The following is an 18,896-nucleotide window of genomic DNA, read 5'->3' as shown; positions in this document are numbered from 1 at the left end:
ATCAGCCCTGCGCCTTGCCGGCGGGACCGCCTCGGGTGCGTCGCACGACAAACAGCGGTCGGCCCTTCACTTCGTCGAAAATTCGGGCCACATATTCGCCCACGACGCCTAGCGAGATCAGGTTGACCCCCGCAAAGAACAGCACCGCCGTGACGATGGTCGTCCACCCGGATACGGCGTTGCCGGACATCAGGTAGTCCACCACCAGGAATCCCGCATAGGCCAGCGCCAGGACGGCAAACGCCACGCCCACCAGGCTGACCATGCGCAGCGGCCAGGTCGTAAAGGCAGTCAGTCCGTCCAGCGCCAGGCGAAAGAGGCGCAGACCGCTATAGGTGCTGGTGCCGTGCATGCGCTCGTCGGGCGTGTATGGCAGGGCCTCGCCCTTGAACCCGACCCAGGCATACAGGCCTTTCATGAAACGGGTGCGCTCGGGCAGCGCGATCAGCGCGTCGACCACGCTGCGATCCATCAGCCGGAAGTCGCCGGCGTGCGCGGGCACCTGCACGCCGCGCGCATTGCTGAGCAACTGATAGAACCAGCGCGCGCCCGAGCGCTTGAGCCAGGATTCGTCGGCGCGGTCGCGCCGCACGGCGTACACCATTTCAGCGCCGGCAGACCAGCGCGCGAGCATCAGCTCGATCAGCGCGGGCGGATGCTGCAGATCGGCGTCCAGGCAGATCACCACGTTGCCGGTGGAGGCCTCCAGGCCCGCGCTCAGCGCGGCTTCCTTGCCGAAATTGCGCGACAGCTGCACATGGCGAAAGCCCTCGTGCTCAGTCCATTCCGACATCAGCGCTTCGGTGCCGTCGGTGCTGCCGTCGTCGGCTACGATGATCTCCCAGCTGGTGCACAAGGCCGACAGCCGGTTGCGCAAGAGCGGCAGCAGCACGCGCAGGTTCTCGCACTCGTTCAGGCACGGAATGACGCAGGTAACACGGGTGTCATACGGCACGTCGGCCGTCTGCGGCGGCCACACGGAACGCAGGGGCAGAGGCTTACCCAACACCTGCGGCGCTGGGGGGTCGGACCGGAACTGGATGTGCATGGGACTTTGATTGGACGGAATGCGGGGCACGATGCGGTGCAGTATGCGCAGGGGCTCGTCGAATTTTCATGAAATGCCGGCGCGCCTCCGATCGTTACAATGGCGGGCAGTTTTCAGGCTTCGACACGTCATGCAATACCAAGTCCGTCCCATGCTGGCCAGCGATGTGGACGCCATCCTCCAGGCCCAGGCCCTCGCCTATCCGCAGTTCCTGCTGGAGGGCGCCGGCTTTTTCCTGAACCGCCTCGCGCTCGCTCCCCAATATTGCTGGGTTGCCCAGCCGGATGCGGCACGCAGATCCGGCGCGGTGCTGGGCTATCTGATTTCCTATCCCTGGGACGCGGGCCTGCCGCCCGCGCTGGATGTGCCGCTTTCCGCGCTGCCGCCGCGGGCCGATCACTGGTTCCTGCATGACTGCGCGGTCGTGCCGGCGGCGCAGGGCTTGGGCGTGGGCCAGGCGCTGGTGGGCGCCGCCGCCGCGCGCGCCGTGGACAACGGCCTGACGCGCGCCAGCCTGGTGTCCCTGGCGTCGGCGGCCGGCTACTGGCTGCGGCATGGGTATGCGCCGCTTGCCCCGCAGCCCGCCGGCCTGGCCGAGAAACTCGCCGGCTATGGCGCAGGCGCCAGTTACATGTCGCGCGCCTTTCCCTCCCCGGCCTCAACCCCCTCACGCGCCTGACCGAGCCGTCTTTCAAAACGTGTACAGCCACGCTTTGCCGGACGTAAGATAGGTCCGCAGTCCGCCAACGATGCGGCGGCAAAACGGTCTGAAAACGCGGTTTGATTACGGCTTGAAATCGGTTTGAACAGTCTGGCTTGCTGCGCCCCGGCGGGGCGCGAAGGTTCATATGATCTCCCTTTCGCCCGTCCAATCCCTTCTCGCCTGCTGCCTCGTGCTCGTCATCGGACGCGTCATGACCACGCGCATCGGCGTCCTGGCGCGCTACAGCATTCCGGACCCCATCGTGGGCGGGCTGCTGTTCGCCGTGCTGGCCTACCTGCTGTCCACCTGGGGCGGCGTCGCCGTTTCGCTGGAAACCAGCATCAAGCCCACGCTGCTCCTGCTGTTCTTCGGCTGCATCGGGCTCACCGCCAACCTGAAGCTGCTGGCCCGCGGCGGCCCCCGCCTCATTGCCTTCCTGCTGGCGCTGATCCCGTTTCTCGTCTTGCAGAATGCCGTCGGCCTGGGCATGGCCTGGCTGCTGGACATGCACCCGCTCATGGGACTGCTGGGCGGCACGATCACGCTCGTGGGCGGACATGGCACCGGCGCGGCCTACGCGACACGCTTTGCCGACTTCAACAACATCCAGGACGTCATGCCGCTGGCCATGACGGCTGCGACGCTGGGCCTGGTGCTGGGCGGCGTCGTGGGCGGGCCCGTGGCGGAATGGATCATGCGCCGCCACAAGGTGTCGGGCAGCCTTGACCATACCGCGGCTCAAGGCGACCAGCCCGCCGACCTGAATGAAGATAATCAGCCGCCCACGGCCGGGACGTTCATCCTGTCCATGACCGCGGCGTTCGTCTGCCTGGTGGTCGGCGGCGTCCTGGCGGCGCTGGTTGAAGACGCTCCCGTCAGCCTGCCCAACTTCCTGTGGTGCCTGGCCACCGGCGTGCTCATCCGCAACGCCGGTCCGCTGGTCGGCATCCGGCTCGACGACCGGGCCACCGACATCATCGGCACGATCTCGCTGTCGCTGTTCCTGGGCATGACGATGATGACACTGGACCTGTCCAGCGTCGCGCGCCTTGCCGGCCCGCTGGCGCTGATGCTGGCGGTGCAGACGCTGGTGTGCGCGATGTACGCCGGCTGGGTGGTGTTCCGGCTGCTCAAGCGGGACTACGAGGCGGCGATCATGTCCGCCGCGTTCTGCGGCTTCGCGCTGGGTGCGACGGCCACCGCCATCGCCAACATGCAGGCCCTCACGCGCCGCCACGGCCCGGCGCCGGAAGCGTTCATCGTGGTCCCCGTCACCGGGGCCTTCCTGGTGGACATCCTGAACGTGATCGTCCTGAGCTCGCTGATCTCCTTGCCATTCGTGGGAGGGATGTAGCCATGTTCAAGAAACTACTGATGGTCCTGCTGTGCGCGATGCTGGCCGCCTGCGGCCGCGCGCCCGACGTGGACGCCCTGCGCGCCGACGTCACGCGCAGCCTGGAGGCCACCTATGGACAGGACCTGTTTCGCATAAGCGATCTCAGGCGCATGGGCTCGGCCACGGACAGCACCGCCCCAGCCGGCGAAACCCGCCGCGTCGTGTATTACGACGTCGACCTGGAACTGACCCGCGACATTTCACTGGGCGCGTGGGACCAGCCCGGCGCGGCGTCGCTGGTGACGCTGCTGGGCGCCGGCCCGCGCAGCATCAGCGGCGTGAAGTCCGGCGGCAACAAGGCCGGCGATCGCATCATCGCCCATGCCAGCGCCATCTACCGCGAAGAAGGCGGGACGTGGAAGCTGGTGACGCCGGCAGGCTTCAAGGCGGCCGAAGCGCCGTCGCTGGACACCGGCGCGCCGCCCCCGGTCACGCGCCAGTTGCTGGACACGCTGGACCAGATCACGCATTCGGTGACCTACAGCGCGTCCAGCACGGCCCAGCACGTCGTGCAGCAGGAACTGGAACGCTCGGTGGCGCGCATCAACGGCCGCCTGTCCCGGCTGCAGCAGGGTTACCCGCTGGCTGGCGGCCCGGACCGCGGCGAGTACCTGGCGTTTGCGCGCGCCCTGAGCGACGTCGCCCGAAAACGCCAGATCCGGGTGTCGCCGCTCATCACCGGCGGCGGCGCCGACAACATCGCGCTCCTGCGCAGCGGCGACGCCGTGGTCGGTTTGGCCCAGGCCGACACGGCGCGGCTGGCCTACGAGGGCGCGGGCCCCTTCGCGGGGCAAGGCCCCTTCCCCGGTCTGCGTGCCCTGGGCAGCCTGTATCCGGAACTGGTCCATATCGTCGTGCGTGACGACCCCGCGCTGCGCGGCGTGCGGGATCTCAAGGGCAAGACGATCGCGCTGGGGCCGGAAGGATCGGCCGTACGCGAGACGCTGCAAACCGTGCTGGCGGCGCATGGCCTGCAGGCGGGCCGCGATTACAAGGTGTCCGACACGCCTTTCGTCGCCGCCCTGCCGCTCCTGCATGCTGGCACGGTCGACGCCGCGGCCCAGGTGATCGGCGTGCCGGCCACGCCGCTGCGCGATGCGCTGATTCCGGCGCAGCTCAAGCTCCTGCCGCTGGACCCGGACGCCATCAAGACCCTCACGTCCGGGGACAGCGTGCTGATGCCGCTGGATATCGCGGCCGGCACCTACCCCAATCAGGCACAGCGCATTCCGACGGTGGGGGTGGCGGCGCTGATGCTGACCACCACCGACCTCACGCGCGACGAAGCGCTTGTCGTGGTGCGCGCCGTCTACCAGGCCGGGCAGGACCTGCTGGCGGCCGGTTCGGCACAGGGCTCGCAGGTGTCGGCGGCCACCGCCCGGCTTGGCCTGAGCGTGCCGCTACACGACGGCGCCGAGGAAGGCATCGCCCAACTGGAGCACGCCAAACCGCGCTGAGCCGGGTTGCGTCTATGATGGCGCTCCCTATCAGGAAATCCGATGAATAAATTCGACCTCCAAAAGAACCAGGCCCTGAAGCTGGCCGGCCAACTCAAGCAATCGGCCACGCCGGACCGCTTCGGCGCCGCTTCCCAGATGCCCGACCGCCGCGAACAGCGCAAGCTGGATCAGGCCGCCGGCCTGGTCCCCTTCCCCCTGAAACTGTCGCAGGCGCAGGCCGACAAGCTGCGCGCCGCCGCCGCCGAACGCGGCGTGTCGACCAATGACCTCGTGGCCGAGGCGCTTGAGAAAGCGCTGGGCGCGTAAGCGCGATGCACATCTGGGTCGACGCGGACGCCTGTCCCGCCGTCATCAAGGACATCCTCTTTCGCGCCGCGCAGCGCTGGCAGATGCCGCTGACGCTGGTGGCCAACCAGGCGCTCTACACCCCGCCATCGCCGCTGATCCGTGCCGTGCAGGTGCCGCGCGGCTTTGACGTGGCTGACGCGCACATCGTGGAGCGAGCGGAAACGGGCGATCTCGTCATCACAGGCGACATTCCGCTGGCCGCGCAGGTGCTTGAGAAAGGCGCCATGGCGATCAATCCTCGCGGCGAACGCTATTCGACGGAGACGATCCGCGAACGGCTGGCGCTGCGGGACATGATGGAGGAACTGCGCGCCAGCGGCGTGGACACGGGCGGGCCGTCGTCCTTCAGCCAGTCCGACCGCAAGGCGTTTGCAAACCAGCTGGACACGCTGCTTGCGCGCGTGGCCCGGCAGCAGGCGCAAAAAAGCTGAAGCCGCCGGCGGCGGGGTCAAGAAAAGGTGATGTAGGCCTTGTAGATAATCGCGCCGATGGCGGTGACCAGGCCAAGGCCCATCAGGGTCATGCCAAGATTGCGGTCACGAAACCCGAAGCCGATCAACATGAGCGCCACGCCCGTGCAAATGATGATGAGCATGGTATTGGTGTGCGGACTCATGGCCTTCTCCTGTTTGCTTGGCAGTCAATCGCCGATTTATTGATGATAGACAGGCGTGGAACAGGCTTGGCGCAACCGCAGTACTGCCGGGTTGCGCCAGATCAGAGAAAGAGTAATGAATCAAAAACAAAAAAGCCAACCGATGAAGGTTGGCTTTTTGTTTGCTGCCCGAAGAACAAGACCGGCATCGCGAAAAACCTGCTGCGAACTGGCCATTGTCTTTTGGGGCACTTCAAAGGCTTAAGCGCCTTGGAAGGTCTTTGGTGGGTAGTACTGGGTTCGAACCAGTGACCCCTGCCGTGTGAAGGCAGTGCTCTACCACTGAGCTAACCACCCCGAAAGAGGCGAAATAATAGCACGAATTTTTAAACGCGTGCAAGTCGCCTCTGATAACTTCTTATGCGGCTGCCGCAACGGGCGCATCGACCTTGCGCCACACGCACTCGCCACCCACGCTCTTGTCCAGCGCGGCAAGGTAGGCCTCGTGTTCGGCAAGTTCTTCGGCGCTGGCCGTGATGACCGGCAGACCCGAGGCGTCGAACCGGGCAAGCACCATGCCGCCGCCGCTGGCGCCGGCGCTGTCGTCCACATCGATCAGCAGCGCATCCTGGCCACGCGTCATCGCCAGCCAGACTTCAGCCAGAAGCTGCGAGTCCAGCAAGGCGCCGTGCAGCGTGCGGTGCGCGTTCGAGATGCCGAAGCGGTCGCACAGCGCATCCAGCGAATTGCGCTTGCCCGGGAACAGCGACCGGGCGTGCAGCAGCGAGTCGGTGACGGTCTCGCAGAATTCGGTGATGGGACCGCGGCCGATCTTTGCGAGTTCGGCGTTGAAGAACTTCACGTCGAACGCGGCGTTGTGCGCGATCAGTTCGGCGCCCTGGATGAACTTGACGAATTCGTCCGCGACTTCCGCAAAGCGCGGCTTGTCCGACAGGAACTCGGTGGTCAGCCCGTGCACCGCCAGCGCCTCGGGATCGCTGTCGCGGTCCGGGTTCAGGTAGATGTGCAGGTTGTTGCCGGTCGGCGTGCGGTTGACGATTTCCACGCAGCCGATTTCGACGATGCGATGACCCTGTGCAGGGTCCAGTCCGGTGGTTTCCGTGTCAAAGATGATCTGGCGCATAACTATTCCGACGCTTGGGGCTGCGAGGCGGGCGGCGTGGGCGCGGAATGCGCCTGGCTGCCGGAGGTGCCTGGCTTCTTGCGTGCGGTGGCAATCAGCGTGTAGGCCACCGGCACGACGAACAAGGTCAGTAGTGTACCCAGCAACAGCCCGCCAACCAGAACCCAGCCGATCTGCTGGCGCGATTCCGCCCCCGCGCCCGTGGACAGCGCCAGGGGAACGGTACCCAGCACCATGGCGCCGGTCGTCATCAGAATGGGGCGCAGCCGCAGCACGCTGGCTTCGACCACGGCCTCGAACAGTTCCCTGCCCTCGTCGCGCAGCTGGTTCGTGAACTCCACGATCAGGATGCCGTGCTTGGTGATCAGGCCGACCAGCGTGATGAGCCCGATCTGGCTGTAGATGGACAGCGTGCCGCCCGTCAGCCACAGGGCAAGCAAGGCGCCCGTCATGGACAGCGGCACCGACAGCATGATGATGAACGGGTTGCGCCAGCTTTCGAACTGCGCGGCGAGCACCAGGTAGATGAAGGCCAGCGCCATCGCAAAGACCAGGTAGATGCTGCCCGACGAATCGCGGAATTCGCGCGACTGGCCGTCCAGGTCCGTGATGATCGTGTTGGGCAGGACCTCTCGCGCCACCTGGTGCATGTGGTCCAGCACCTCGCCCAGCGCATAGCCGGGCGCCACCGCCGCGTCGATCTTCACTGCCCGCAGGCGGTTGAAGTGGTTCAGCGACTGCGGCGACACGCCTTCGTGCACGCCCAGCAGGTTGTCCAGCTGAACCATGCTGCCGTCGCGCGCCCGCACGTAGATGCCCGAGATGTCGGTGGGATTGGCGCGGTCGCGCGGCGTCACCTGCACGATCACGTCGTACTGCTCGCCCTCGTCCTTGTAGCGCGTGACCTGGCGGCCGCCCAGCATCGACTCGAGCGTGCGGCCCACCACGTCCACGTTGGCGCCCACGTCGGCCATCTTGTCGCGGTCCACGCGAACGCGCAGCTCCGGCGTGTTCAGGCGCAGGTCGGTGTCCAGATTCAGCAGGCCCGGATACTTGCGCAGCTCCGCCAGGAAGATCTCGGTCAGCCGCGACAGCTCCTGGTACGAGGCCTGGCTCATGATGATGAATTCCACCGGTTTGGATCGGGCCGACTGGCCCAGCGACGGCGGATTGGTCGGGAAGGCGCGCACGCCCGGCAGCGACGCGAACTGCGGCTGCAACTGCTGGGTGATGGCCTGCTGCTTGCGCTCGCGTTCTTCCCAGGGCTTCAAGCGCAGGATCGCGGTGCCGTCCGTGACCGTGGGAAAGCCCACCGTGACCTGGCTGCCGCTGGCTTCCGGGATGTCGGCATAGAACTTTTCAATGCCCAGCATGCTGTCCAGGGTGTAATTCAGCGTGGCGCCTTCGGGCGAGCTGACAAGGCCAAAGACCACGCCGCGGTCCTCGACCGGCGCCAGTTCGCTCTTGACCACCTTGAACAGCACGCCGCTGCCTGCCGCCACGGCCAGCCCGATTACCACGACGATCCAGCGATGCCGCAGCGAGGCGCCCAGCATGCGGCGATAGCCGTTGCTCAGGCCGTTCAGCCAGCCTTCGATCAGGTTGTACCAGCGGTTGTGGCGGGTCTGGTGGCGCAGCAGCACCGAACACATCATGGGCGTGAGGGTCAGCGCCACGAAGCCCGACACCAGCACCGCCCCCGCCAGCGCCAGCGCGAACTCGATGAACAGGCGCCCCGTGCGCCCGGTGGCGAACGCCAGCGGCGCATACACGGTGACCAGCGTCATGGTCATGGCGACCACCGCGAAGCCGATCTCCCTGGAGCCGCGCAGCGCGGCTTCCTTGCGCGGCATGCCGTCCTCGATGTGCCGGTAGATGTTCTCCAGGACCACGATGGCGTCGTCCACCACAAGCCCGATCGCCAGCACCATGGCAAGCAACGTCAGCGTGTTGATCGAAAAGCCGAACAGATACATCAGCGCGCAGGCGCCCACCAGCGACACCGGGATGGTGACGATGGGAATGATGCTGGCGCGCAGGTTGCGCAGGAAAAAGAAGATCACCAGCACCACCAGAACGATGGCTTCAATGATGGTGTGGAACACGGAATCGATGGAGCGTTCGATGAACACCGACGAGTCGTACGCGATGTTCAGCTTCATGCCGGCCGGCAGGGTCTCGTTCAGCCGCTCGACCTCCTGGCGGGCGGCCTTGGAAAGCTCCAGGGGATTGGCGGTGGATTGGCGCGTGATGCCGATGTTGATGGCGGGCTTGCCGTTGAAGCGGGACAGGATCCGGTCGTTGGCGGCCGCGATCTCGACCTTGGCGACGTCGCGCATCCGCACCGGATAGCCCTTCACGTTGGCAACGATCACGTCCTCGAACTGGGCGGGCGTCTGCAGGTCGGTGGCCGACACCACCGAAAATTCCCGTGCCCGCGACTCGATCCGGCCCGCCGGAATTTCGACGTTCTGGCTGCGCAGCGCGGCTTCCACGTCCTGGACCGTCAATCCGTACGCCGCCAGCTTGTCGCGGTCGACGTAGATGCGCATGGACGGCAGGCGCTCGCCAAAGACGCGCACTTCGGCCGCGCCGGGCAGCACCGACAGGCGGGTCTTGATGTAGCGGTTGATGTAATCGGAGGTCTGGATCGCCGAGAACGATCCCGACTCCACGGCGATGTAGATGATGGGCTGGGAATCGGCCTCGACCTTGCCAATGATCGGTTCGTCGATCTCGTCGGGCAGGAAACGCCGCGCGCGCGAAACCTTGTCGCGCACTTCGGCCGCCGCCGCGTCGGGGTCGCGCGAGAGGTTGAACTTGATGTTGATGAGACTGCGCTCGGAGCGGCTGCGCGAGGTCATCACGTTGACCCCTTCGATGCCGGCCAGCTGGTCTTCCAACGGCTTGGTCACCTGCGACTCGATCACCTCCGGCGAGGCGCCCTTGTACGTGGTGTCCACCGACACGATCGGCTCGTCGATCTTCGGGTACTCGCGCACCGTCAGGCGCGAATACGAGATCAGGCCGATCAGCACGATGATCAGCGACAGGACCGACGCAAACACCGGGCGCTTGATACAGGTTTCCGAGATACGCATGGCGCTATCGCTGAAAAGGTGAAGGGCCGGCTATGGGCCGTTGCCCACGATGGTCACGCGCGCGCCATCGGTCACGCGCTGCAGGCCCGAGACCACCAGCATGTCGTTCAGGGCGACGCCGGTCAGGATTTCGACGCGGCCCTCGCGGCGTTCGCCGATGGTCACTTCGCGCCGATGCGCCACGCCGTTCTCGACCCGGTAAACGTACTGCGTTTCGCCCGACGGCGATAGCGCGGCCTCGGGCGCGACCAGCGCTTTGTCCTCGTTAAAGAGCAGTTGCACCCGGGCGAACATGCCGGGGCGCAGCACGCCGTCCTGGTTGGCAACCGTGGCGCGCAGCAGGATGGACCGGCCGCCCGCGTCGACCAGCGGGCTGACCGCGTAGACCAGTCCGCGCCGCTCCTGGCCGGGCAGCGCATCCAGGCGCAGCGTCAGTTGCTGTCCGACGCGCACCTTGCTCAGGTACATCTCGGGCACGCGGAAATCCACCTTGAGCGGATCGATGGCCTCAAGGGGCGCCAGGTCCTGCCCCTGGTTGACGTAATCGCCCACGGACACGCTGCGCAGGCCGACGATGCCGGCAAAGGGCGCGGTAATGGTCATCTTGTCCAGGCGGGCCTGCGCCAGCGCCACGGCGGCCTCCTGCACCTTCAGCGTGCTGGCCGACTCGTCGCGCGCCTGCTGGCTGACGAAGCCCTTGCCCTGCAGTTCGACAGCGCGGCGGTAATGGCTTTGCGCCAGCGTCAGGTTGGCGCGCGCCTGCGCCAATTCAGCGCGCGGCACGGAGTCGTCCAGGCGGATGAGAAGCTGGCCCTGCTTGACGGGCTGGCCTTCCTTGAAATCAATGGCTTGGATGCGTCCGGCCACTTCGGGGCGCAGGACGACGGACTCATCGGAGCGCAGGCTGCCCACGGCCGACAGACCGCGCGCAAAAGGCACTTCCTGGACGGCGGCCACGGCGACACGGGCCGGCGCGGCGGGAGAGGATTGAGGTTTGGCGGAAGCCTGGGCAGGGGTTGCGGCCGGCGCCAGCCAGCGCGGCACAAATACGCCGAGCGCGGCCCCCGCGGCCAACCCTGCCGCGACGGCGGCCAGCAGTACAGCTTTTTTCATGCGCGAAAGTGGCGGTGTTGCGGCGCGGACCGGGCATGCCCCACTCGGACGTCGCCGCAGGAACTGGAGGAAGGGTTGGCACTTTAGCACCCGGATTTACATACTGGAACAATCCTGAAGCGCGATGAAAGAACTAATCTGCCCTGGACGGTGATTTCGAGGGTATATCCGGATGCCGCAAGGCGGCTGGGCGAGGCGCGGGGCAGGTGCTCGGGGTCCTGCCGCGACGTGCCACCCCGGACAGCCGTCCAGTGGGCGGCGCCTGCCGCGTCAAGCGCGGCGCGCGACGTCCACGCCCATGTTGGCCAGCTGGTCGGCGCGCTCGTTGCCGGGGTCGCCCGCGTGCCCGCGAACCCAGCGCCAGGACACCGTGTGGCGCTGCACCTGTTCATCCAGCGCCTGCCAGAGCTCGGCGTTCTTGACGGGCTTTTTCTCGGCGGTGATCCAGCCGCGCCGTTTCCAGTTGGCCAGCCACTCGGTCATGCCCTTCATGACATATTGCGAGTCGGTGTGGATCGTGACGACGCAGGGGCGCTTGAGCGCGCGCAGGCCTTCGATGACCGCCAGCAGTTCCATCCGGTTGTTCGTGGTCTGGAGCTCGCCGCCATGCAGCGTCTTTTCGTGCGTGCCGGCGCGCATCAGCACGCCCCAGCCGCCGGGCCCCGGATTGCCCTTGCAGGCGCCGTCGGTCCACATTTCCACTTTCTGGTCGTTCGTTTTGTTGTCCTGCATGGTGCTGCGTGCGTGTCCTTGTGCTTGCAATGTGAGGCGGGCCCGGCGGCTCAGGAGGGGTCAAAGCCATCGTCCGCCTGGCGGTTGACCACCACCGAGGCCGCGCGGGCGCGCTTGGGTTTGGTCTTCCAGGCAGGCCCGATGATACGCATGCCGGTCACGCGCTTGACCGCCGAGACCATGTACACCGCGCCGCCCAGGCTCCACCAGCGGGCGCCGGCCGATTCCAGGAAGCTCCAGCGCTCAAGCCATTTTTCGCTGCGGCAGGCCGGCGCGTAGCAACCGAACTGGCTTTCATCGACCTCCAGCGACAGCAGCTTGAACCAGTCCTTGAGCCGCGCCAGCGACACCTGCGACGACGGCGGCTGCGGCAGCCAGGGCTCCATGCCCGGCATGCGGGTGCGGGCGCCCCACATGCTCCAGGGGTTGAACCCCGAAATGACGACGCGGCCCTCGGGGACGAGGACGCGCTCGACCTCGCGCAGCACGTTGTGGGGTTCGGGCGTGAGTTCAAAGGTGTGCGGCAGGATCAGGAGGTCCACGCTCTGGGATTCGAACGGCAGGGCCTCCGGCTGCGCGACGACCACGCGCGACTGCCAGCCCGGCAGGCTTTCCGGCGCCGGGGTCTCGGTGCCCACGTAGCCCTTGAACGGCATCCGGTTGGCCCCCAAGAGGTTCAGGTCGGCAAGGCCGACCTGCCAGGCGTAATATCCGAAGACATCCGCGACGGCCGCGTCGAACTGGGCGCGCTCCCAGGCCAGCACGTACTGGCCCGGCGGCGTCTGGAACCATTCGGCCAGTTCTACAATCGGCGGAGTTTCTTCTGCCACGTTTTTTCCTTCGAATCCCATGCAAGCCTTGACCGCCCCCGCAGGCGGCCGCGATCGCAACGCCGCGGTCTTGCCTTTGCCAGCCTTTTCCGACAACTACATCTGGGCAATCGTCCGCGACGGCCAGGTGGCGGTCGTGGACCCCGGCGAAGCCGGGCCCGTCTTGCGGTTTCTGGATCAGCAAGGCTTGAAGCTGCGCGCCATTCTACTCACGCACCACCACGGCGACCATGTGGGAGGCGTGCTGGAATTGTCCCGCATCGAGGGCATCACCGTATATGGTCCTGCGCGCGAAAAGCTGCCGCGCTGCGATGTCCGGCTGGCCGAAGGCGACCGCGTGACGCTGCCGGAACTGGATCTGGACCTGTCGGTGCTGGACGTTCCGGGCCACACGGCGGGCCACATCGCCTACGCGGGCCGCGCGGCCGGCGTCGACCACGCGCTTTTCTGTGGCGACACGCTTTTCGCGGGGGGCTGTGGCCGGCTTTTCGAGGGCACGCCCGCGCAAATGTTTGATTCCTTGGAAAAATTTTCCGCTTTACCGCCAGATACAAAAGTTTTTTGCGCACACGAGTACACTCTAGCGAACCTTCGCTGGGCATTGGCCGTCGAACCGGCCAACCGCGACCTGCAAACGTGGCATCTGCGGGCCCAGCAATTACGCGCGGAAGGACTCCCCACGCTTCCTTCGACCATCGGTCAGGAACGCGCGACCAATCCGTTCTTGCGCACACAGCAGCCCGACGTCGTCCAGGCCGCAGCAAGTTGGGCCGGACGCAGCCAGACTACGCCGGTAGAGGTCTTTGCCTCCCTTCGTGAATGGAAGAACGATTTCAAGTGACCACCTGATGAATCTATCCCGACTCCTTCTGCCGCTCATGCTGGCAGTCCTCGCCGGTTGCGCAGGAACCAAAGCCCCCGATAGCAAGAACCTCACCACCAATTCCCAAGGCCGATACATCGCCCGGGACACCTCCCGCACGATCGACCTGACCAACCCGCCGGCTGACGCGTGGGACCGCATCCGCCGCGGTTTCGCCATCCCCAACCTGAACACCGACCTCTCCAAGCAGTGGACCGACTACTACGCGTCCCACCCCGAGGCGGTGCAGCGCATGGCCGAGCGCGCCGGCAAATATCTGTACTTCATCGTTGACGAGATCAACCGCCGCGGCCTGCCGACCGAGCTGGCGCTGCTGCCCTTCGTGGAAAGCGCGTACAACCCGACCGCACTGTCGCGCGCGCAGGCCTCGGGCCTATGGCAGTTCGTGCCGGCCACGGGCCAGCACTTCAACCTGAAGCAGGACTGGTGGCGCGACGAGCGCCGCGATCCCATCGCCTCGACCAACGCGGCGCTGGACTACCTGGAAAAGCTGTTTGAAATGCAGGGCGACTGGTACCTCGCCCTGGCCTCGTACAACTGGGGCGAAGGCTCGGTGCAGCGCGCCATGGCCAAGAACGAGGCCGCCGGCCAGAACACCGACTACCTGTCGCTGAACATGCCGGACGAGACCCGCAACTACGTGCCCAAGCTGCAGGCCATCAAGAACATCATTGCCGATCCGCAGCGCTATGCGGTGGCGCTGCCGCCCGTCGGCAACACGCCGTACTTCGTGACGGTGCAGAAGAACAGCGACATCGACCTGGAAATCGCCGCCAAGCTGGCTGAAATGCCGCTGGACGAGTTCAAGGCCCTGAACCCCTCGTTCAACCGCCCGGTCATCCGCGGCGATCACGGCCCCACGCTGCTGCTGCCGGCCGACCGCGTCGAGATCTTCAACGCGAACCTCACCAACTACAAGGGCGACCTGTCCGCCTGGAAGGTCTACCACTCGCGCCGCGGTGAATCCTACGCGTCCATCGCCAAGCGGTTTGGCGTGTCCGAAGCCACCCTGCGCGAAACCAACGACATCAGCCGCCGCCAGAAGGCCGCTGACGGCCAGGCGCTGCTGGTGCCGGGCGACCTCGGCACGGGCGGCGTGCAGATCGCGTCGCTGGCGCCCCCGGTGGGCGCGCTGGACTCGGCCCCGCAAGACAACAAGGCCGCCGCACCGCGTGGCCGCGCCGCGCAGGCGCCCGCCGTGCGCGTCTCCAGCGCCCGCCCCAACGTGCGCAGCCACAAGGTCCGCCAGGGCGACACCCTGTTCTCGCTGGCCAAACAGTACGGCACCACCGTCGACGCGCTGCGCGCGCTCAACAACATCAAGGGCAGCGCCCTGAAGATCGGCACGCAGCTGCGCGTGCCCGGCACGAACGCGCGCGGCTGACAGCCGCCACGCACGGCGCGGCGCCCCGGCACGGGAGCCGCGCCGCTCGCCCGCTGGTCCGCCAAATTCCCTAAAATAGGCGGTCTCCAGAAGGGAAAAAATCAAAGGACACATCTATGGGCTTTCTTGCCGGCAAACGCATCCTGGTCACCGGGGTGCTTTCCAACCGTTCCATCGCCTACGGCATCGCGCGCGCCTGTCATCAGCAAGGCGCCGAACTGGCGTTCACTTACGTCGGCGACCGCTTCAAGGACCGCGTGAGCGAGTTTGCCGCCGAATTCAACAGCAACATCGTGCTGCCTTGCGACGTGGCCGAAGACAGCCAGATCGACGGCGCCTTTGCTGAACTGGCCCAGCACTGGGACGGCCTGGACGGCCTGGTCCATTCGATCGGATTTGCACCGCGCGAAGCCATCGCCGGCAATTTCCTGGATGGCCTGTCGCGCGAAGGCTTTCGCATCGCCCACGACATCTCGGCCTACAGTTTCGCCGCCATGGCCAAGGCCGCCCTGCCCCTGATGGAAGGCCGCAACGGCTCGGTGCTGACGCTGACCTACCTGGGCGCCGAGCGCGTGGTCCCGAACTACAACACGATGGGCCTGGCCAAGGCGTCGCTCGAAGCCAGCGTGCGCTACCTGGCCTCGGCGCTTGGCCCGCGCGGCATCCGCGCCAACGGCATCTCCGCCGGCCCGATCAAGACCCTGGCCGCCAGCGGCATCAAGGACTTCTCGGCCATCCTGAAGTTCGTCGAAAACCAGGCTCCGCTGCGCCGCAATATCACCATCGAAGACGTCGGCAATGTCGCGGCCTTCATGCTGTCGGATCTGGCTGCCGGCGTGACCGGCGAGATCACCCACGTGGACGGCGGTTTCTCGACCGTCGTCCCGGGCATGGAAGAGTAAGAATTCCCTGGGCGGGGCGCGGCGCCCCGCCTTGCACAGGCGGCCCCGCCGCCTGTGCCGCTATTCCTCAGTCCGGCCGCACGATCAGCGTGGACACCTGCACGTCCACCGCCGTCATCAGCTTGTGGATCGGGCACTTCTCGGCCACCGCCAGCAATTCGTCGATCTGCGCATCAGACAGCTCGCCGTGCAGCGTCAGCTTGGCGGTCAGCCGATAGATGCCGCGGCGTTCCTCGCTGGCATCGCGCACCACTTCCACCCCCACCGATTCCAGCGGCAGCCCCTTGCGCTGCGCGTAGACCATCAGGGTCATCGCCTTGCAGCCGCCCAGCGCCGTATCGAAGTAATCATGCGGATCCGGGCCCTCCCCCTGCGGCTTGGGCATGTCCAGCGGCAGGTCGTGGCCTTCGGCCGTCGCGGTGAACTGCAGGGACTGGGGCGCATTCTGGCGCACGCGGATGCTCATGGGTCGATTCTCCTGGTTGGGATTGCCGGGGACTGCCGAATGGCCGGCTTCAGGACGGTTTTAGCACTTGCTGAACCCTTGCGGGGCCGGATGACCCGCCTGACGGAAAGCTGAACTTCCTGCCGCGGCCACGGTCCGATATCCCTGACCGTCAGATTCACAGGAGGCCGCATGAGCGCCCGGCAATTACTCGATCAACTGTTGCAGTCCGGACAAGGGCTACTTTCCGACACCACGAACCGCGTGCAGAACGCCACCGGCGGCAAGGGCTCGTCCCTGCTTTCGGGCCTTGGCGGCGGCGCCCTGGGGGCAGGCGCCCTCGGCCTCTTGATGGGCAGCAAGAAGGCCCGCAAGATCGGCGGCAAGGTCGCCATGTACGGCGGCATGGCCGCGCTGGGCGCGCTGGCCTATCGCGCCTACGGCGATTGGCAGCGCAAGCAGGCCGGCGCCCCCACCGCGCCGCCGCAGACGCTGGACCGCCTGCCGGCCCCTGAAGCCGAACAGCACAGCAATGCGGTCCTCACCGCCATGATCGGCGCCGCCAAGGCCGACGGCCACATCGGCCCCGAGGAAAAATCCCTGCTGGAAACGGAACTGGCCAAGCTGTCGTCCGACGCCCAGGACCGCCGCTGGCTGGAGGCCGAACTGTCGCGCCCCCTGGATCCCAGCGTGATCGCCCAGTCGGCCAAGACGCCCGAAATGGCGGCCGAGATGTATCTGGCCAGCCTGCTCGTCGTGGACGAGGAAAGCTTCATGGAGCGTGCCTACCTGGACGAACTGGCGCGCCAGCTCAAGCTGGAACCGGGCCTGAAGGAACAGCTGGAGCAGCACGCCAAGGCGGCCGCCTGACCGCCGCGGCCGGCCTTGCCGCTCAGTCCGCCCGTAGCCCGATTGCCTCGGTCAGCGCCGTGTAGCGGTCGATATCCGCGCCGATCATTCGCTGGAATTCTTCCGGCGTGCTGCTGGCAGGCGTGAAGCCCTGCTCGCGCAGCGCGGCCTGCACGTCCGGCCGCCGCACGATCTTCGCCACCGCGGCATTCAGCTTGTCGACCACGGAGGGCGGGGTGGCCGCCGGGGTCAACAGGCCATGCCACTGATCCAGCGCGTAGCCGGACACGCCCTGCTCGGCCACCGTCGGCACCGTGGGCATCAGCGGCGAACGCGCCGGAGACGTCACGGCCAGCGCGCGCAGCTTGCCGGCCGCAATGAGCGGCGCCGCGCTGGATGCCGTCACCACGCCGAGGCCCACCTGACCCGCCGTCACGTCCGTGAGCGCCGGGCCGCAGCCCTTGTACGGCACCTGCTGCATCACCGCGCCCGTCTTGCGAGAGAGCAGCTCGCCCGCCAGATGTTGCGGCGTGCCGTTGCCGCACGTGGCAAAGGGCAGCGGCTTGTCCGGCACGGCGGCAGCGATCACGTCGTCCAGGTTGCGCAGGGGCGAGGCGGCCGGCACGACGAACACCGAAGGCACGAAGGCCACGTTGATGACTGCCGCAAAATCCCGCTTCGGCGAGAAGCCCAGGTTGCGGTAGACACCGGGGTTGATCGCAAACGAACTATTCACCATCAGCAGCGTGTAGCCGTCGGGCGGCGCTTCGGCCACGATGCGCGCGCCAATGTTGCCGCTTGCGCCCGGCCGGTTTTCCACCACGACCGGCTGCCCCAGCGACTCCTGCAGGCTGGAGCCGAGGCGGCGCGCAAGCAGGTCGGTGCCGCCGCCCGGCGGAAACGTCACGACGATCGTGATCGGATGCGATGGATACGATGCGTCTGCCGGCGCTTCGCCCGACGGCGGATTGCCGCAGGCAGTCAGGGTCAGGGTCAGCAGCGAGAGCGACGAAAGCAGCAGGCGTTTCATTTTGCGGGCCGATAAAAGTTCAGGCGTCCAGACCGATGTCGAGCACCTTGGCGCTGTGCGTCAGCCAGCCCACGGCGATCTGGTCCACGCCGGTGGCGGCCACGGCCGCCGCGATGTCGGGCGTGATGCGGCCCGAAGCTTCGGTAATCGCCCGGCCCCGCGCCATGGCGACGGCGCGGCGCAGGTCGTCCAGGCTCATGTTGTCCAGCAGCACCACGTCCACGTCTAGCGCCAGCGCGACCTCAAGCTGCTCCAGCGTGTCGACCTCCAGTTCGATCTTGACCATGTGGCCGACGCCGGCGCGTGCGCGCTCGACGGCTGTCGCCACGCTGCCGGCCAGCGCGATGTGGTTGTCCTTGATCAGCACCGCATCGTCCAACCCGTGACGGTGATTGCTGCCGCCCCCCACGCGCACGGCGTACTTCTGCACCGCCCGCAGTCCCGGCATGGTCTTGCGCGTGCACGTGACGCGCGCGCCGTAACCCGCAATCGCACGCGCAATCGACGCCGTGGCGGTCGCCACGCCGCTCAGATGGCACAGGAAATTGAGCGCGACCCGCTCCGCGCTGAGCATCGCGCGGGCATTGCCCTGAATGCGTGCGATCTCCATCCCCGGCGCCAGATCAGTGCCGTCGCGGTGAGACACCGTGAACGCAAGACTGGGATCCATCAGCCGGAACGCCAGGCGGGCCAGATCCAGCCCCGCCAGCACGCCCTCCTGCCGTGCCACCAGCCGCGTTTCGGCGGTGGCGTCGGCCGACACGATGGCGTCGGTGGTCAGGTCGCCAGCGCGGCCCAGGTCTTCCAGCAGCGCCGCGCGCACAAGCGGCTCCAGCATGACGTCCGGCAAGGGCGGAATGGGCAGGCGATCGGCGGCGGCGGGCACAGCGGCTTTAATGCTCATTTTGAGTATTTGTAGCGTAAAAAAAGGCG

General features: G+C 66.8%; 19 protein-coding genes and 1 tRNA gene. 9 read left to right on the top strand and 11 right to left on the bottom strand.

Annotated features, from left to right (window positions below; all coding sequences use genetic code 11):
- Window position 1: 1 nt before the first annotated feature.
- Window positions 2-1,048, bottom strand: a complete 1,047-nt coding sequence (locus ASD87_RS26235; RefSeq protein WP_056327883.1) for a glycosyltransferase family 2 protein — start codon at window positions 1,046-1,048, stop codon at window positions 2-4.
- A gap of 151 nt (window positions 1,049-1,199) precedes the next feature.
- On the opposite strand from ASD87_RS26235, the gene ASD87_RS26230 reads away from it, so the two are divergent.
- The 5 genes from ASD87_RS26230 to ASD87_RS26210 all read left to right on the top strand — a co-directional run bounded on the left by ASD87_RS26230 (window position 1,200) and on the right by ASD87_RS26210 (window position 5,386).
- Window positions 1,200-1,727, top strand: a complete 528-nt coding sequence (locus tag ASD87_RS26230; protein WP_056327882.1) for a GNAT family N-acetyltransferase — start codon at window positions 1,200-1,202, stop codon at window positions 1,725-1,727.
- Between the two features lie 169 nt (window positions 1,728-1,896).
- Window positions 1,897-3,105, top strand: coding sequence for a sodium/glutamate symporter (gene gltS / locus ASD87_RS26225; RefSeq protein WP_056327881.1), 1,209 nt, complete (start codon window positions 1,897-1,899; stop codon window positions 3,103-3,105).
- A 2-nt stretch (window positions 3,106-3,107) separates the two neighbouring features.
- A complete protein-coding gene (locus ASD87_RS26220) occupies window positions 3,108-4,604 on the top strand; it encodes a TAXI family TRAP transporter solute-binding subunit (RefSeq protein WP_056327880.1) in 1,497 nt (498 codons plus the stop codon).
- Window positions 4,605-4,646: 42 nt separating this feature from the next.
- Window positions 4,647-4,913, top strand: coding sequence for a hypothetical protein (locus tag ASD87_RS26215; protein WP_056327879.1), 267 nt, complete (start codon window positions 4,647-4,649; stop codon window positions 4,911-4,913).
- Between the two features lie 5 nt (window positions 4,914-4,918).
- On the top strand, window positions 4,919-5,386 hold the full coding sequence (locus ASD87_RS26210; RefSeq protein WP_056327878.1) for a YaiI/YqxD family protein: 468 nt from the start codon (window positions 4,919-4,921) through the stop codon (window positions 5,384-5,386).
- A gap of 17 nt (window positions 5,387-5,403) precedes the next feature.
- Here ASD87_RS26210 and ASD87_RS27250 read toward each other — a convergent pair whose 3' ends face one another.
- The 7 genes from ASD87_RS27250 to ASD87_RS26180 form a co-directional block, all read right to left on the bottom strand.
- Window positions 5,404-5,571: a hypothetical protein gene (locus tag ASD87_RS27250; protein WP_167427935.1), complete on the bottom strand. Its 168-nt coding sequence runs from the start codon at window positions 5,569-5,571 to the stop codon at window positions 5,404-5,406.
- Between the two features lie 261 nt (window positions 5,572-5,832).
- Window positions 5,833-5,907: transfer RNA gene (locus ASD87_RS26205), tRNA-Val, on the bottom strand.
- A 61-nt stretch (window positions 5,908-5,968) separates the two neighbouring features.
- Window positions 5,969-6,694: a DNA polymerase III subunit epsilon gene (dnaQ, locus tag ASD87_RS26200; protein ID WP_056327877.1), complete on the bottom strand. Its 726-nt coding sequence runs from the start codon at window positions 6,692-6,694 to the stop codon at window positions 5,969-5,971.
- 2 nt (window positions 6,695-6,696) lie between these two features.
- Complete coding sequence (locus ASD87_RS26195; protein ID WP_056327876.1) at window positions 6,697-9,795, bottom strand: efflux RND transporter permease subunit; 3,099 nt, start codon at window positions 9,793-9,795, stop codon at window positions 6,697-6,699.
- A 30-nt stretch (window positions 9,796-9,825) separates the two neighbouring features.
- Window positions 9,826-10,908 (bottom strand): efflux RND transporter periplasmic adaptor subunit, encoded by a 1,083-nt coding sequence (locus tag ASD87_RS26190; RefSeq protein WP_056327875.1) that lies wholly within the window; start codon window positions 10,906-10,908, stop codon window positions 9,826-9,828.
- A 270-nt stretch (window positions 10,909-11,178) separates the two neighbouring features.
- Window positions 11,179-11,640: a ribonuclease HI gene (rnhA, locus tag ASD87_RS26185; protein ID WP_056327874.1), complete on the bottom strand. Its 462-nt coding sequence runs from the start codon at window positions 11,638-11,640 to the stop codon at window positions 11,179-11,181.
- Between the two features lie 50 nt (window positions 11,641-11,690).
- Window positions 11,691-12,470: a class I SAM-dependent methyltransferase gene (locus tag ASD87_RS26180; RefSeq protein ID WP_056327932.1), complete on the bottom strand. Its 780-nt coding sequence runs from the start codon at window positions 12,468-12,470 to the stop codon at window positions 11,691-11,693.
- 19 nt (window positions 12,471-12,489) lie between these two features.
- On the opposite strand from ASD87_RS26180, the gene gloB reads away from it, so the two are divergent.
- From gloB to fabI, 3 genes are all read left to right on the top strand, one after another.
- Window positions 12,490-13,311 carry a hydroxyacylglutathione hydrolase gene (gloB, locus tag ASD87_RS26175; RefSeq protein WP_056327873.1) on the top strand — a complete coding sequence of 274 codons (822 nt, stop codon included), beginning with the start codon at window positions 12,490-12,492 and terminating at the stop codon, window positions 13,309-13,311.
- A 7-nt stretch (window positions 13,312-13,318) separates the two neighbouring features.
- The gene (locus ASD87_RS26170) at window positions 13,319-14,737 is read left to right on the top strand and encodes a transglycosylase SLT domain-containing protein (protein ID WP_056327872.1); all 1,419 of its coding nucleotides are present in this window, start codon (window positions 13,319-13,321) and stop codon (window positions 14,735-14,737) included.
- A gap of 116 nt (window positions 14,738-14,853) precedes the next feature.
- Window positions 14,854-15,639, top strand: a complete 786-nt coding sequence (gene fabI / locus ASD87_RS26165; protein ID WP_056327871.1) for an enoyl-ACP reductase FabI — start codon at window positions 14,854-14,856, stop codon at window positions 15,637-15,639.
- A gap of 67 nt (window positions 15,640-15,706) precedes the next feature.
- Here the strand turns inward: fabI and ASD87_RS26160 are convergent, their stop codons facing one another.
- Entirely contained in the window at window positions 15,707-16,105 is a 399-nt protein-coding gene (locus ASD87_RS26160) for an OsmC family protein (RefSeq protein ID WP_056327870.1), read from the bottom strand.
- A 171-nt stretch (window positions 16,106-16,276) separates the two neighbouring features.
- Here ASD87_RS26160 and ASD87_RS26155 point away from each other — a divergent pair, with 171 nt between their 5' ends.
- Complete coding sequence (locus tag ASD87_RS26155) at window positions 16,277-16,954, top strand: tellurite resistance TerB family protein (RefSeq protein ID WP_056327869.1); 678 nt, start codon at window positions 16,277-16,279, stop codon at window positions 16,952-16,954.
- A gap of 22 nt (window positions 16,955-16,976) precedes the next feature.
- Here the strand turns inward: ASD87_RS26155 and ASD87_RS26150 are convergent, their stop codons facing one another.
- Together ASD87_RS26150 and nadC are read right to left on the bottom strand one after the other, a co-directional pair.
- Window positions 16,977-17,963: a tripartite tricarboxylate transporter substrate binding protein gene (locus ASD87_RS26150; RefSeq protein ID WP_056327868.1), complete on the bottom strand. Its 987-nt coding sequence runs from the start codon at window positions 17,961-17,963 to the stop codon at window positions 16,977-16,979.
- A gap of 19 nt (window positions 17,964-17,982) precedes the next feature.
- A complete protein-coding gene (gene nadC, locus ASD87_RS26145) occupies window positions 17,983-18,867 on the bottom strand; it encodes a carboxylating nicotinate-nucleotide diphosphorylase (RefSeq protein WP_056327867.1) in 885 nt (294 codons plus the stop codon).
- Window positions 18,868-18,896 lie beyond the last annotated feature (29 nt).

Source organism: Achromobacter sp. Root170 (assembly GCF_001428165.1).
GTDB classification, from domain to species: Bacteria; Pseudomonadota; Gammaproteobacteria; order Burkholderiales; family Burkholderiaceae_B; genus Achromobacter; species Achromobacter mucicolens.
The sequence above is the reverse complement of the archived record's forward strand: the minus strand, read 5'-3'. Positions and strand labels throughout refer to the sequence as shown.

Coding starts and splice junctions, on each gene's coding strand:
- ASD87_RS26230 (WP_056327882.1), top strand. CDS start 1,200: ATGCTGGCCAGCGATGTGGACGCCATCCTCCAGGCCCAGGCCCTCGCC.
- ASD87_RS26220 (WP_056327880.1), top strand. CDS start 3,108: ATGTTCAAGAAACTACTGATGGTCCTGCTGTGCGCGATGCTGGCCGCC.
- ASD87_RS26215 (WP_056327879.1), top strand. CDS start 4,647: ATGAATAAATTCGACCTCCAAAAGAACCAGGCCCTGAAGCTGGCCGGC.
- ASD87_RS26170 (WP_056327872.1), top strand. CDS start 13,319: ATGAATCTATCCCGACTCCTTCTGCCGCTCATGCTGGCAGTCCTCGCC.
- ASD87_RS26155 (WP_056327869.1), top strand. CDS start 16,277: ATGAGCGCCCGGCAATTACTCGATCAACTGTTGCAGTCCGGACAAGGG.
- dnaQ (WP_056327877.1), bottom strand. CDS start 6,694: ATGCGCCAGATCATCTTTGACACGGAAACCACCGGACTGGACCCTGCA.
- ASD87_RS26235 (WP_056327883.1), bottom strand. CDS start 1,048: ATGCACATCCAGTTCCGGTCCGACCCCCCAGCGCCGCAGGTGTTGGGT.
- ASD87_RS26195 (WP_056327876.1), bottom strand. CDS start 9,795: ATGCGTATCTCGGAAACCTGTATCAAGCGCCCGGTGTTTGCGTCGGTC.
- ASD87_RS26160 (WP_056327870.1), bottom strand. CDS start 16,105: ATGAGCATCCGCGTGCGCCAGAATGCGCCCCAGTCCCTGCAGTTCACC.
- nadC (WP_056327867.1), bottom strand. CDS start 18,867: ATGAGCATTAAAGCCGCTGTGCCCGCCGCCGCCGATCGCCTGCCCATT.
- rnhA (WP_056327874.1), bottom strand. CDS start 11,640: ATGCAGGACAACAAAACGAACGACCAGAAAGTGGAAATGTGGACCGAC.
- ASD87_RS27250 (WP_167427935.1), bottom strand. CDS start 5,571: ATGAGTCCGCACACCAATACCATGCTCATCATCATTTGCACGGGCGTG.
- ASD87_RS26210 (WP_056327878.1), top strand. CDS start 4,919: ATGCACATCTGGGTCGACGCGGACGCCTGTCCCGCCGTCATCAAGGAC.
- gloB (WP_056327873.1), top strand. CDS start 12,490: ATGCAAGCCTTGACCGCCCCCGCAGGCGGCCGCGATCGCAACGCCGCG.
- fabI (WP_056327871.1), top strand. CDS start 14,854: ATGGGCTTTCTTGCCGGCAAACGCATCCTGGTCACCGGGGTGCTTTCC.
- ASD87_RS26190 (WP_056327875.1), bottom strand. CDS start 10,908: ATGAAAAAAGCTGTACTGCTGGCCGCCGTCGCGGCAGGGTTGGCCGCG.
- gltS (WP_056327881.1), top strand. CDS start 1,897: ATGATCTCCCTTTCGCCCGTCCAATCCCTTCTCGCCTGCTGCCTCGTG.
- ASD87_RS26150 (WP_056327868.1), bottom strand. CDS start 17,963: ATGAAACGCCTGCTGCTTTCGTCGCTCTCGCTGCTGACCCTGACCCTG.